The organism is Oceaniferula spumae, assembly GCF_042849255.1.
Classification (GTDB): domain Bacteria; phylum Verrucomicrobiota; class Verrucomicrobiia; order Verrucomicrobiales; family Akkermansiaceae; genus Oceaniferula; species Oceaniferula spumae.
In genome coordinates this window covers 1,216,282-1,229,523 of record NZ_AP026866.1, presented here as the reverse complement: position 1 = coordinate 1,229,523, position 13,242 = coordinate 1,216,282, and the positions used below count along the sequence as shown (strand labels likewise).

Sequence of the window (13,242 nt, the reverse complement as noted above, 5' to 3'; positions counted from 1 at the left end):
AGTCAAAACAATGTCCCAACAACTCACCATCGTAGCCCACATCACCGCAAAGTCTGACAAGGTTGATCTCGTCAAAGCCGAGCTCATCAAACTCATCGCTCCCACTCTAGCGGAGCAAGGATGCATCGACTACGACCTGCACCAAGACAATGAGAACCCCGCTCATTTCATGTTCTATGAAAATTGGGAAAGCAGAGACCTCTGGCAGCTTCACATGGAGAACCAGCACCTCAAAGATTTCTCCAAAGCGACCGAAGGCGCGATCGAGGATGTCACCCTCCATGAAATGACACCAGTATCCTAAATCCCGACACGCACCCATGGATTGGGATCCCTTGGCTGAAAGCCAATTTCATGCCAGCGAAGGGTAAGCGACAAAGGAGCGCAACCCTGGAAACATAACCGAACGCAGAGCCCTCTGGCTGTAGGCCAGATTCATGCTGGGACACCGGATCTAACCGAATCGGTTTAGCTCTGCCCAGATAATGCCCGCACATGAGCCAGCACCGCCTTGGCCAGTCCCTCAGGCTGATAGCCGCCCTCTAACACAGACAAAACTCTACCTTCACAAAGTTCATCTGCCCAGCTTTTCACCATCTTGGTCAATGTGGAAAAATCATTATCGGTTAGATTCAGCATTCCGATAGGATCGTTTTCTCGGGCATCAAATCCTGCGGAAATGATGATCGCCTGGGGTTTGAACTGCCGTAGCGCAGAGCCGATCTTTTCCTCCCACGCCGGAAGTATCGACTCACCTCCCGCCCCCGCTGGCACAGGTAGGTTTAACGTGGTTCCTAGTCCGTCACCCACACCGATTTCATCCGCATCGCCAGTGTATGGGAAGATGTTTTCCTCGTGGCTTGACGCGTAGAAAACGGTGCCGTCCTGATAGAAAATATCTTGGGTGCCGTTGCCGTGATGCACGTCCCAGTCGAGAATGGCGATCCGATTTAGCCCGTGTCTCTCCTGCAAGTGCTTGGCCGCAATGGCGACATGGTTGAAAATACAAAACCCCATCCCTCTGCCCGCTGAGGCATGATGACCGGGGGGGCGAATGGCGCAGAAGGCATTCTTGACCTTGCCTTCCAGAATCGCATCCACCGCCGTGAGCACCGCGCCCGTGGCTTTCATCACAACATCGTAGGAGTCTGGGCAAATCGCCGTGTCACCAGTGCGCAATACGTCGGCCAATTGATCGACGTCCATCCTAACAATATCGTGATACCAGCTCTCGTGACACAGCAGAATGTCGTCTAACTCAGCCGTTTTTCCTTCGAGCTGCAGCATTGGGAAATCAGCCGAATCCAGAGCATCTATGACAGCTTGGTATCGACTGGCACACTCGGGGTGACCCAGGCCGGTGTCGTGTTTCAGGTAAATGGCGTCGTAATGCACGCCGGTGGTGGGGGCAGGGGGCATGGTTAGTTTTTTGGGGGCTTAGCAAGTCGTTTCACCAGCTTGTTAGTGTCCATGGTGAACTCATCACTGTCTTCGCCGAAGTGGGATTCTTTGCTAGCGCCGTAGCTGGTGAAGAGCGCGGCCATCGGTTTGTTTTTCTTTAGCACGGAGGCCCAGAACGTTTTGATGCCACGGCTTTCAGCCACGGAGGTTAGTTCGGCTAACAGAAATCTAGCGATCCCCAAGCGGCGGTAGTTTTCACCGACAATAAACGCCACCTCTGCGGAGTCACTTAAGGGATCCCGGTAAAACCGGCCGACCGCGCAAATCTCCTGTCGCTGTCCCATTTCCGAAAACAGACCAAAGGCAACATCCACGGATTGATTAACCGAGGTCAGTTTATAAGCCGCCTCATCGGTGAGCCTGTCCTTGATGTAGCCGTAGCGCATATTCACCGTTTCCTGGGTGTGGGAATAGAAAAAAGACTGCAGCGTGCGGGTATCGCTGGGGTGGAGGGGGCGGAACATGAAGCGCTGACCACCCAGAGTCACCGCCCGCGATTCCACTCCTGCCGCATTTTCAGAAACCTCAGTGGGGGTGACATTGTAGAACTTGGGAATCCATCCCCAGCGGTGAGCGTCACGAAGCAAAGGCTCGCGATGGTCAGGGTGGGCGATCTCGACAAGGTTCAGCACCCGCTGCCGGATACTGCGGCCTTTCAGTCGGGCGATTCCGTATTCCGTCACCACGTAATGCACATCGCCCCGACCCGTGTTCACGCCGCTGCCAGGTTTGAAGCCGGAAACAATGCGAGAGCCTTTGCCGTCATCTGTCATAGATGTTAGGACGATGATCGGTCGACCGTTTTTACTGTGACCTGCGCCACGGATGAAGTCCTGAGTGCTGCCCATACCTCCGTAGAACCGGTGACCGCGCGAGTCTCTTACCACTTGGCCTGTTAGGTCGACCTCGTAGGCACCGTGAATGGCCGTCATCCTCGTGTTTTTTGCAATGCGCGCGACGTCGCCCACCCAGTCGGACGGTTGCATTTCGATCTCCGGGTTTTCATGGATGAACTGATAGAGTTTCTTTGAACCGAGAACCGTCGAACACACCGACTTGCCAACGTGGTAATGTTTCAGGCTGTTATCGACGGCTCCGCTCTCGATCAGTTCCATCATGGGATCGGTGAAGACGCCGCTGTGGATGCCTAGGTGTTTGTGATTCTTGAGCGCGGAAAGCACTGTCTGAGGGGTGTTGCCAAGACCGGCCTGAATGGTGGACCCGTCATCGATTAACTGGGCGACATATTGAGCGGCCCTGAGCTGAGCCTCGCGTGGAGTATCCCAGATCAGCTCTGGAAGAGCTTGCTCGTGTTCCAGAAAGTAGTGAATTTTCTTGGCTGATAGAGTGGCTGTGCCGGATTGGCGAGGCATCGAGGGATTGATCTGCGCCACGACAGTGCGCGCAGCTTTAACTGCCGCCCGAACTACATCCACACTGACACCCAGCGAAACATTTCCGTCGTCGTCCGGAGGGCTGACTTGGATCAACGCCACGTCCACTGGCAACAAGTGCCCACCAAAGAGCGACGGAACATCGGCCAACGTGCAGGGCGTGTAATCGGCCCTGCCTGCAGCCACCGCCTTCTGAATCTGCTGCGTTAGGAAAAAAGTATTCGTCCGCAGGTGGTCATCATATTTCTTAGCCACCCACGGCATGTCACCAATCGTGTGGATGTGAGTAAGCTCGACGTCGTGCAGTGCCGAAGACGCCTTCAAAAACGAATCGACGACTGCAAAAGGAACCGTAGCCCCACTGCCGATGAACACCCGGCTTCCGGGAGTGACGATCTTTTTCCAAACCTCTGCTGTCAGCTCTTTCACTACTGAAGAGCCTGCCACGTAACCATGGAGAATAAAAGCGCCGAAGGCTTGTGGGAATCTTTTGTTAGGAGACGAAATACCTAGTCCTTCGCAGCCTTCGGGTCGAGGGCATCCCTCAATCCGTCACCGAGGAAGTTCAAAGCGAAGAGTGTGACTGAGAAGACGATACTCGGGATGATCAGCAGGCGCGGGTAGGTTTCCATGTAGTTGGCTCCGTCTTTGAGTAGGATGCCCCAGGAACTGTTGGGGGATTCTACTCCGAGGCCTAGGTAGGAGAGGGAGGCTTCGTAGAGGATGAAGCCGGGGACTGTGAGGGTGGTGTAGACGATGATCGGGCCTAGCATGTTAGGCAAGATATGACGCAGCAGGATCTTGGTGTGGGAAATTCCTAACGAGCGGGCGGCTTCGATGTATTCGAGTTTTTTCAGAGACATCACTTGGGCGCGAGCCATGCGGGCCATGGTCAGCCAGCCGAGGGCGCCGATTGCGATGAAGAGAGGCACGAGGTTGGTGAACTTTTTGACTGATTCCTCGTCCATGTTCCATTCGTCGGTCATGACGATGGCGAGGCTTTTACTATACTCGGCGATGAGCAGGGAGAAGAGGATCACCAGCACGAGGAAGGGAAGGCCGTAGAGGGTGTCGACGACCCGCATCATGACTCCGTCGGTACGACCGCCGATGTAGCCTGAAATCGATCCCCAGGTGATACCAATGATTAGTGAAACGGCGGTGGCGACGAAACCTACCAGCAGCGAGATACGTCCGCCGTAGACGAGACGGGAGAGCAGATCGCGGCCTAACTGATCGGTTCCTAACAAATGCTCTCCGCTCATCGGGGCGAAGGTGTTCTTCAAGTTCTGAACATTGGGGTCCTGAAAGCTGAAGATGGCGGGGGCGATGAAGCAGATCAGGCAAATCAGACCAATGACAATCACGCTGGCGACCGACATATGGTTTTTCTTCAGCCTCGTCCAGGCGTCCTGCCAGAGCGACTGGCCTTTTTCAACGTAGATGCCGGAGTCTGTGGTCGTTTTTTTACTCATGGTATCAGGAAATGGTTAGGCGTTGCGCAGGCGTGGATTCAGCATGACCAGAACGATGTCTGCAGCGAGGTTGGCGATGACGATGATAAAGCCAAAGAAGATGACGACGCCTTGAAGGATGGGGTAGTCACGGGCGGTGGTGGCATTGATGAAATGCTGACCGAGGCCGGGGACTTGGAAAATGGTTTCGACAATGAACGAACCACTCACGAGGGCTGCAAAGGCAGGGCCAACATAGGCAATAGCAGGGATGATGCCACCACGCAGTGCGTGATGCATGACCACACGGGCTGGAGCGAGGCCTTTGGCGTGGGCGGTGCGGATATAGTCCTGGTTAATCACTTCTAACATTCCGCCACGAGTAATGCGGGCGATGTAGGCTGCGGTGCCGAGGCCGAGCGTGAGTGCGGGTAGAACCCAGTCGAGTGGCCCACCCCAGCCGGCGACCTTGAGTGCGTCCGAGTGTGAGGCGATGCCCATGGCTAACAGCGGCCCGATGACAAAGGACGGAATACTGATACCAAACATCGCGGCGGCCATGGTGCCGTAGTCGATCATCGAGTTTTTCTTAAGCGCGGAAATCACCCCGGCGGGGATGCCGACTCCGAGAGCAATGACGATGGCAGCCACACCGAGCACGAGGGAGACCGGGAACGCGTGGCGAATGATGTCGATGACCGGACGACCGTCCTTAGACATTGAGTAGCCGAGGTCGCCTTGAGCGAGGTCTCCGAGGTAGAGCACATACTGAGCGGGCACGGGTTTGTCCAAGTGGAACTGCTCGCGGTTTTTCTGAATGATGTGCGGCTCTAACACCTTTTCATCGGTGAGTGGGTCACCGGGCATGAGACGGACGAGGAAGAAGGTAATGGTGATCAGGAAAAAGACCACGATGCAGCCTTGTCCCAGACGTGAGAGGATGGTGGAAAGCATGATTTGTTAGTTTGAAGTCTCCGCAGGTTTCTTATCGTCTTTTTTGATCTTGGCCTGAGCTTCGCCGTGATCAATGGAGATGAATTTGAAGGGATGGTTGTTCAGGATCAGCGGATGCCAGCCCTTGACCGACGGATGGAGCAGATAGTTGGTGGTGTACCAGTAGATGGGCAGCACTGGCATGTCATCGAGGAAAAGTTGCTCAGCCTCGGCCAGAGCGGTGAGACGTGCTGCGGGGGTGGGAGCCAGTTCTCCTTTTTTCAGTAGCGCTTCGTAGTCTTCACTGTGCCAGCCGGTGTTGTTGTTACCATCATCCTTGCGCCACATTTCCAGGAAAGTGGTGGGGTCGGGGTAATCGCCGATCCAGCCACCGATGGCCATGTCGTAGTTCAGCTTGTGCATGGAGTCGAGGTAGGTTTTCCACTCCTGCTGCTTGATCGCCACGTTGATGCCAAGGTGCTTTTTCCACATGTCTTGGTAAGCTTCGCTGAGGCGTTTGGAAACATCTTTGTCGGTGGTGAGTAGGGAGATTTTTGGAAAACCTTCGCCATTTGGGAAACCGGCTTCGGCGAGTAGTTGCTTGGCCTTGGCTGGATCAAATGTGATTTCCTTGGGTGTGACGTAGTCGCCCATGGGAGGAACCAATCCGTAAGCGGGGAGCTGTCCGCCTTTGAGCACATTGTCGATGATTGACTGCTGGTCGATGGCGAGGGCAAGGGCTTTTCTAACACGCGCGTCCTTGAGTCCGGGTTGGGTGACATTGCAGCGCACGAAGTTGACTCCCAGATAGGGTTCTTGGCGCAGGCTTTCCGGGTAGTTATCGCGTGAGTAATCGATCATTTCGGGCGCGAGGCCGTAGGTGACGTGAATTTGTTCGTCAAAATACATCCGGGCTTCGGTGTAGCTGTTGCCGATCGGTAAGTAGCGGATGCCAGCGAGAGAAACAGTGTCGTAGTCCCAGTAATATTCGTTGCGATCGACGGAGACGTAGTAGTTGAATTTCCACTCGGCGAGCTTGAACGCTCCGTTAGAAACCAATTTTCCCGGCTCTGTCCAAGCGGTGTGTTTCTCCGCGATGGTGCCGTATTTCAAGATGATGTGCTTGGGAACGGGAAACCAAGTGTAGTGCTTGGTCAGCTCGGGCAGAAATGGGATGGGTGCGCGGGTGGTGACTTCTAGCGTGAGAGGGTCAACGGCCTTCACCCCGACGGTGGAGAAGTCCGTGGTTTCCTTTTTATTGAATGCCTCCGCTCCCTTGATGAAGTAGAGCATGGTGGCGTATTTCGCAGCGAAATCGGGGGAGAGAATACGCTCATAGGCGAAGACGAAGTCCTCAGCGGTCACGGGCTCACCGTCCGACCACTTGCCTTCAGGCTGGAGATGGAATGTCCAGACGGTGAAGTCCTCATTAGGTTCCCAGCTGGCGGCCGCACCGGGCAGGGAATTGCCATCCTTTTCCGGATCCTCGACGCATAGGCCCTCAAAGAGAGCTCGGATGATATTGCTTTCAATCACGCCAGTGACCACCTGGGGGTCGAGACCGGCAGGTTCTGCGCTGTTGCCGACGATGAGAATGTTCTCCTTGGAGGCTTTCGCCACGGGAGTTTCGCTGTCGCATGAACTTAGCAGGGAAGTCGCTACGGCTAGGGCGCAGAGGCACAGGGCGTGAACGGTGGAAGAAAATGAACAGGGCATCGGCGCAAAAGGTGGCGAGATTTCATGGAATGTGGAGCATTTTTTAGGAGAAAGTGAATATCCGGCCAAAAATCAAACGGGGGCTTGCGTCAGAGAAATCTGTGTCATACAAATCCGCATGCGCACGGAGCACCTGCCGTGTGCCTTTTTCATTCCCCATGAAGGCATATTTCATCAGACGTTTCATGTTAGTCCCCATCACGTTGCTTGGCGTGACTATGATTGTGTTTGCTCTGACCCGATTCATGCCCGGAAGTCCGATGGAGCGCGCGATGCAGCGGGCAACCCAGAGCGAGGAAAATACCAAATCGTCCGGTGGTAATGAAAGTCAAGGTGGTCTGACCGATGATCAGCTGGAAGAGCTGGAGGAAGAATATGGCTATGATAAATCCATTCCCGTGGCCTATCTGCAATGGCTGGGCCTGATTCCCCGCGAGCGCCAAATCAGCAAAAGCGACATCACCAAGCAGGAAGAAGACGTGATCGGAGCCGCAGTCATCACCGATCCGGAAAATGAAACCCTGGTGGTGCTGAAAGGCGACGGACGTCAGGTGAAGGTGAATAAAAACAAACCTGAAGACGCCATTTTCGTTGAGACCGGTAAGAAAGTTTCTGATTCCGAATGGACCGTGCGTATCGATTCTCCTGACGATCGTGCCAAGCGCTGGGCGAGACGCAACAAGGGCGACGTTAGTGAAGCTCCACCCACCAGCTATCGAGCTGTAGTGTATAAGAAGCGATTCTCGGGTTTGCTTCAAGGTGACCTTGGCCGTTCCTCCACATTCCAAGACAAGGTGTCGGACATGATTCTCGCCAGGGTTCCCATCGCAGTGTATTTCGGCCTGCTCTCTACGATCATCATTTATTCGATCTGTATCCCCTTGGGTATTGTCAAAGCGATCAAGCACCGCACATTTTTAGATAACTCCAGCTCGGTATTGGTCTTTGTAGGCTACTCCATCCCAGGCTTTGCTCTGGGTGCTATCTTACTGGTTTACCTTGGTGCCCGCCTCGGGCAGTTCCCCCTGTTCGGGCTGATGAGTCCCAATGCCGAAGATCTGAGCTTCTGGGGGAAGGTGAAGGATCTCGCCCATCACACGGTGCTGCCGTTGAGCTGTTATATCGTCGGAGGATTTGCCTACACCACGATGATGATGAAAAACAACCTGATGGACAACCTTGCCGCCGACTATGTTCGCACCGCCGTTGCCAAGGGCGTCAGTTTCCGTCGTGCCGTTTTCAAACATGCTTTCCGTAACTCCTTCATCCCCATCGCCACCAGCCTCGGTGGTCTCATCACCATCTTCGTGGGTGGTAGTATGCTCGTGGAGACAGTTTTCGATATCCAGGGCTTTGGTCTGCTTCAGTTCCAAGCCATCATGAACCGTGACCAGTCCGTAATCATGGGCACGTTGACCATCGCCGCCTTCCTCATGATTGTGGGCAATATTCTCTCAGACATCATCGTCGCGATGATCGATCCCCGTATCAAATTTCACTAATCGCTATGTTTCGCAAAATTGGATGGATCCTCCTCGTCGGCGCCCTTCTCTCGGTTGCCGGCGAGCTGTTATCTCTCAAGCTTCCTACGCTGCGCTGGTCCTTCGAGGTCAGCCGCGAGATGGACTGGTTAAATTGGGGGAGTGGTGACCGTCCGTTCCTGTGGTTTGGCTGGCTCAGTGTGTTTGTTTCCATCGCATGCGGAATCTTACTACTTTTCAAATTCCCAAGGGATTTCCAATTCACCCCGATTACTCAGCGTCGCATCGACCGTTTCCGCTCGATCAAACGTGGCCACCGTGCCTTCGTGATCGTTGGTTTCCTTGCGCTCATCGCCTCGTTTGATCACCTGCTGGTAGGAAACGAACCGTTGCTGATGAAATACGACGGCAAGTTCTACTCACCGGCACTGCAGCGATTCTATGAGCGCGATGCGAATGGTGACGATGTGATTTTCAAAGGTAAACATTTCGGACTATCCGGCGATGAGGCCGAGGCGGCACCGAACTACCGCCGACTCAAGAAGACCTTTAAAGAGGAGCAAGATGGCAACTGGCTGGTCATGCCGCTGGTGCCCTATGCGCCTACGCAGGACACTGTGACTGTGCCGACGATGGAGCTGGAAACCCGTGAAGACGGGCTGCTCTACCGCCCCGGAGCAGGCGATCCATATTCCGGACTGGCAGCAAAAATTTACGATCTCGACGACCCAGGTCGGATGCACCTCAGATATCGATTCCGCGAAGGACTCAAGGACGGTGCCGCCGATGGCTGGGACAAGACAAACAACCGAGTCTACGGTGCCGAGTATAGTAAGGGCGAACTTATATCCGAGAGCTGGAGCGGAGAGGGGGACGTGAAGGCATTTCTAACGACCAATAGCACGCCACTCAATATCATCTTCTACGCGCCGTCACCACCCAGTCTGACCATGGGGCATTTGTTGGGAACCACGCCACAGGGCTACGATGTGTTAGCCTACCTCTTCGGCGGTCTGCAGGTGAACTTTAAGGCATCCCTGTTCTTTATCCCCGCGATCTACCTGATTGGGATTTCAGTGGGTCTACTGATGGGTTTCTTTGGTGGAGTATTCGACCTCTTGGTTCAGCGTCTCATTGAGGTGTTTTCTAACATCCCATTCCTCTTTGTCATCATCATCGTCAGCTCATCCGTGCCGGTGCAGATCAAAGAAAAATCAGGGCTTGGTGTGATTTTGCTGATTCTGATTATCTTCAGTTGGATGGGGATGACCTATCTGATGCGGACGGCGGCACTGAAGGAAAAGGCGCGCGATTACGTGGCTGCCAGCCGGATCATCGGCTGCTCGACACCTCGGATCATTTTCAAACATATCTTACCCAATGCTGTTGCCATTTTGGTGACGCTGGTTCCGTTTTCGGTCTCCGGCCTAGTCATGGGGCTGACGTCTCTCGACTACCTCGGCTTTGGCCTGCCTCCGAAATACGCCACATGGGGAACCCTGCTGAAGGAGGGGCTCAGCAATCTCTCCTCTCCTTGGTTGGTCAGTTCTGCTTTCCTCTGCCTTGTCTCCCTGTTGATCCTCGTGACCTTTATTGGTGAGGCTGTGCGCGAGGCATTTGACCCTAAAAAATTCACCTACTACAAGTAATGCGCATACCTTTGAAATATCTGCTTCACAGCGTGGTCATTCTCGCGACGGCATTCTGCCTGAGTGGCTGCGGCGATGACGAGGACGTGCTTAAGCGTGAACTCGGCTTCGAGAAGTTTGTTCCCAAATACAACGCCTATGTCGCCAACTGGCTGAAAAAAGAACACAGCAGGGTGACCACAGAAATCGCAGAAGTGGAAAAATCCATGGAGGGGGCTGAGGGCAAGGAGAAGTCGGATAAAGAGGATGTCTTGAGCGATCTCAAACGCGAGCTGGAACGCATCGAGTTCCGCCAGTCACTGGGTGATTATTTTGACTTTAAAAAAGCCGAGGACATTCCTCAGGATCTGCAATGGGAAGACGGCATGGACGAGCCGGAAATAGGCGATCCACGCGCCGTGAAAGGAGGGGTTTTCCGCCACTTCATGACTCAGTTTCCAGCTACTGTCAGACCTTTCGGAAAAGAGTCTAACAATGGCTTCCGCAGTTACATCTACGAGGAGCTTGAGATCGGTCTCGTGGGCTTGCATCCGAAAACGATGAAAGTCATTCCAGGAACAGCACAGCGCTGGGCTGTGAGCGAAGATGGTCGCACTGTGTATTACGAGCTCGATCCTGATGCCCGATACAACGATGGACATGTCATCCCTGCCAAGGACTACATGGTGGGAATTTATGTGCGTGTCTCCGACAATGTCGCAGCTCCCTATGAGAAACAATACTTCCGCGAGCAATTCGCTCAAGTTACCGTCTATGGCGAAAAATACCTATCTGTTAGTCTGCCCGAGCCAAAACCGCTGATGCCATATTTCGGAAACCTGGCTGCGGCACCTTCACACTTTTACAAGGACTACGCGGCGGATTACGTCGATTTTTACCAGTGGAAAGTTCAGCCTCACACGGGTGCCTATTTCGTACGCGACAAAGACATCGTCAAGGGGGTTTCCGTCACTCTAACACGTGACAAAGACTGGTGGGCGAAGGATAAGAAATACTACAAACATCGCTACAACGCGGACAAAATCGTCTATACAACCATTCGTGATATTTCCAAAGCCTTCGAGCTGTTCCGAGCCGGGCAACTGGATGTCTTTGGCCTGACTCAGCCGGACTATTGGTATGAAAAATCCGAGATCGATCCGGTGTTCAACGGTTACATTGAGCGATACAAATTCTATACTCAGTTTCCCCGGGTGCCGCGAGGTGCCTATCTGAATGTCTACCGTCCTATTCTGAAAAACCGCGATGCCCGCATCGGCATCTGCCACGCGCTGAACTGGCAGAAAGTGATCGATGTTGTTTTCCGCGGTGACTACGACCGCCTGCAACAATTCAGCGAAGGTTACGGCGATCTAACAAACCCAGACGTCAAAGCTCGGCCATTCTCGGTGAGCAAGGCACGGGAGTATTTCGCCAAGGCTGGATACACGGAAGAAGGACCGGACGGCATCTTGCGCAAACCCAGCGGTGAGCGTCTCGCCGTGAACATGAGCTACCCCAATGTTGGCTTCTATGGAAAGGTGGTGGCCATTCTTAAGGAGGAGTCGAAGAAAGCAGGCATGGAGCTGCGCGCCGATGGTCAGGAGGCTACCGTATTCTACAAACAGGTGATGCAGAAAGAACACGATATGGTGATCTGGGGCTGGGGTTCACAGCCTCCGTTTCCTCGTTACTATCAGTCTTTCTACTCCAAGAATGCCTACGACAGCCAAGGCAACCCGAAACCTCAGACCAATAACATCAATAGCTATGCCGATGATGAAATGGACAAACTCTGTAAGGGGGTGAGATATGCCCGCACCGTTGAGGAGGTGAAAAGTAATTCATGGAAAATCCAACAGATCATTAAGGACGAGGCATTATTCTCGCCAGGTTGGGTGACCAACTTTGTGCGCATAGGTTCTTGGCGTTGGGTCCGTTGGCCGGATACCAAGGAGACTCCCTTCAACGTGCCAGTGATCTACGAACCGATGGAAAGCTATGTCTATTGGATTGATCCGGAGATACAGCGTGACACGGAGGCTGCTATGCGTGCTAACAAGAAATTCCCAGAAGTACAGAAGGTGATCGATGTCTATCAGAACGGTATTCCGAAATCTGAAAACGACGAAACCGAAGCTGCACCCACAGCTGAAGAGGAGGGAGACAGCAATGAGTGAAAATATTCTCGAAGTCAAAGACCTGATCACCGCCTTCCGCATGGAAGACGGCGAATGGCTGCGTGCCGTTGACGGCGTTTCATTCCGAGTTCCTAAAGGGAAAACTGTCGGTGTGGTTGGCGAGTCTGGCTGTGGAAAAAGTGTCACCGCCATGTCCATTGTCAGCTTGTTGCCAAAGCCAATGGGTCATGTGTTAGAAGGTGCAATTTTATTCAAAGGTGAAGACCTTCGCCACGCTAGCGATAAACGCATGCACCAAGTGCGCGGCGGTGAGATCGGGGTGATTTTCCAAGAGCCCATGACCGCATTGAATCCGGTGCAACGTATCGGCAAGCAACTCAGCGAATCGCTCATCCTACACCGTGGTATGACCAAACGCGAAGCCCTCAAGGAGTCGGTGGAGCTGTTGGATAGGGTTGGTATTCCCGCACCAGAACGTCGTGTGATGGAGTATCCGCACCAGCTTTCCGGTGGAATGCGCCAGCGTGTGGTGATCGCCATCGCCTTGGCCTGTAAACCAGATCTACTTATCGCCGATGAGCCGACCACCGCGCTTGATGTCACCGTGCAGTCGCAAATTCTCGAGCTCATGGAGGATTTACAAAACGAGATGGGCATGTCGACCATCCTCATCACTCACGACCTCGGGGTCATTGCCGGTCATTGTGATGAAGTGGTGGTGATGTATGCCGGTCGTGTTGTCGAACGAGCACCGGTGAAAGAACTCTACGCCTCACCACAGCACGCCTACACCAAGGGTTTATTAAATGCGATTCCCACTCTGTCCACACCTCGGAAGTCGAAGTTAAACACCATCGAGGGCCAAGTGGCTTCCATCAAGGAGTTCGTAAAAGGCTGCCGCTTCTGCCAGCGCATGGAACGCACAGGGGACACTCTGAAAGTCCGCGCACCATTTGTCGAAATTTCCAAAGACCACTGGGTGGAAGCCTGCCCGAAGTGTGTCGATACCAGCGTCCTAAAAAACGTGCACTAGT

At 53.7% G+C, this 13,242-nt stretch carries 10 protein-coding genes; 5 read left to right on the top strand and 5 right to left on the bottom strand.

Annotated features, from left to right (window positions below; all coding sequences use genetic code 11):
• The first annotated feature begins 10 nt into the window (after nucleotides 1-10).
• Nucleotides 11-304, top strand: a complete 294-nt coding sequence (locus ACSPJT_RS05115) for a putative quinol monooxygenase (protein WP_435895289.1) — start codon at nucleotides 11-13, stop codon at nucleotides 302-304.
• Between the two features lie 164 nt (nucleotides 305-468).
• Here the strand turns inward: ACSPJT_RS05115 and ACSPJT_RS05110 are convergent, their stop codons facing one another.
• The 5 genes from ACSPJT_RS05110 to ACSPJT_RS05090 form a co-directional block, all read right to left on the bottom strand.
• The gene (locus ACSPJT_RS05110) at nucleotides 469-1,419 is read right to left on the bottom strand and encodes a histone deacetylase family protein (protein WP_435895288.1); all 951 of its coding nucleotides are present in this window, start codon (nucleotides 1,417-1,419) and stop codon (nucleotides 469-471) included.
• Nucleotides 1,420-1,421: 2 nt separating this feature from the next.
• On the bottom strand, nucleotides 1,422-3,302 hold the full coding sequence (locus tag ACSPJT_RS05105) for a GNAT family N-acetyltransferase (protein ID WP_435895287.1): 1,881 nt from the start codon (nucleotides 3,300-3,302) through the stop codon (nucleotides 1,422-1,424).
• A 62-nt stretch (nucleotides 3,303-3,364) separates the two neighbouring features.
• Entirely contained in the window at nucleotides 3,365-4,330 is a 966-nt protein-coding gene (locus ACSPJT_RS05100) for an ABC transporter permease (protein ID WP_435895286.1), read from the bottom strand.
• A gap of 15 nt (nucleotides 4,331-4,345) precedes the next feature.
• Nucleotides 4,346-5,263, bottom strand: coding sequence for an ABC transporter permease (locus tag ACSPJT_RS05095; protein ID WP_435895285.1), 918 nt, complete (start codon nucleotides 5,261-5,263; stop codon nucleotides 4,346-4,348).
• Between the two features lie 6 nt (nucleotides 5,264-5,269).
• On the bottom strand, nucleotides 5,270-6,958 hold the full coding sequence (locus ACSPJT_RS05090) for a peptide ABC transporter substrate-binding protein (RefSeq protein ID WP_435895284.1): 1,689 nt from the start codon (nucleotides 6,956-6,958) through the stop codon (nucleotides 5,270-5,272).
• Between the two features lie 158 nt (nucleotides 6,959-7,116).
• Between ACSPJT_RS05090 and ACSPJT_RS05085 the strand changes: the two genes are divergently transcribed.
• From ACSPJT_RS05085 to ACSPJT_RS05070, 4 genes are read left to right on the top strand one after another with little or no spacing between them, the layout of a single operon-like run.
• Complete coding sequence (locus ACSPJT_RS05085; protein WP_435895283.1) at nucleotides 7,117-8,460, top strand: ABC transporter permease; 1,344 nt, start codon at nucleotides 7,117-7,119, stop codon at nucleotides 8,458-8,460.
• 5 nt (nucleotides 8,461-8,465) lie between these two features.
• Nucleotides 8,466-10,088: an ABC transporter permease subunit gene (locus ACSPJT_RS05080; protein ID WP_435895282.1), complete on the top strand. Its 1,623-nt coding sequence runs from the start codon at nucleotides 8,466-8,468 to the stop codon at nucleotides 10,086-10,088.
• The gene (locus ACSPJT_RS05075; RefSeq protein WP_435895281.1) at nucleotides 10,088-12,247 is read left to right on the top strand and encodes an ABC transporter substrate-binding protein; all 2,160 of its coding nucleotides are present in this window, start codon (nucleotides 10,088-10,090) and stop codon (nucleotides 12,245-12,247) included. Before ACSPJT_RS05080 ends, ACSPJT_RS05075 begins: the two co-directional genes overlap by 1 nt.
• Nucleotides 12,240-13,241, top strand: a complete 1,002-nt coding sequence (locus ACSPJT_RS05070) for an ABC transporter ATP-binding protein (RefSeq protein ID WP_435895280.1) — start codon at nucleotides 12,240-12,242, stop codon at nucleotides 13,239-13,241. The genes ACSPJT_RS05075 and ACSPJT_RS05070 overlap by 8 nt, the downstream gene beginning before the upstream one ends.
• Nucleotide 13,242: the final 1 nt, after the last annotated feature.

What these genes read in the sequence shown, in the direction of transcription:
- ACSPJT_RS05115 (WP_435895289.1), top strand. Translation starts at nt 11, where the DNA reads ATGTCCCAACAACTCACCATCGTAGCCCACATCACCGCAAAGTCTGAC.
- ACSPJT_RS05110 (WP_435895288.1), bottom strand. Translation starts at nt 1,419, where the DNA reads ATGCCCCCTGCCCCCACCACCGGCGTGCATTACGACGCCATTTACCTG.
- ACSPJT_RS05100 (WP_435895286.1), bottom strand. Translation starts at nt 4,330, where the DNA reads ATGAGTAAAAAAACGACCACAGACTCCGGCATCTACGTTGAAAAAGGC.
- ACSPJT_RS05095 (WP_435895285.1), bottom strand. Translation starts at nt 5,263, where the DNA reads ATGCTTTCCACCATCCTCTCACGTCTGGGACAAGGCTGCATCGTGGTC.
- ACSPJT_RS05090 (WP_435895284.1), bottom strand. Translation starts at nt 6,958, where the DNA reads ATGCCCTGTTCATTTTCTTCCACCGTTCACGCCCTGTGCCTCTGCGCC.
- ACSPJT_RS05085 (WP_435895283.1), top strand. Translation starts at nt 7,117, where the DNA reads ATGAAGGCATATTTCATCAGACGTTTCATGTTAGTCCCCATCACGTTG.
- ACSPJT_RS05080 (WP_435895282.1), top strand. Translation starts at nt 8,466, where the DNA reads ATGTTTCGCAAAATTGGATGGATCCTCCTCGTCGGCGCCCTTCTCTCG.
- ACSPJT_RS05075 (WP_435895281.1), top strand. Translation starts at nt 10,088, where the DNA reads ATGCGCATACCTTTGAAATATCTGCTTCACAGCGTGGTCATTCTCGCG.
- ACSPJT_RS05070 (WP_435895280.1), top strand. Translation starts at nt 12,240, where the DNA reads ATGAGTGAAAATATTCTCGAAGTCAAAGACCTGATCACCGCCTTCCGC.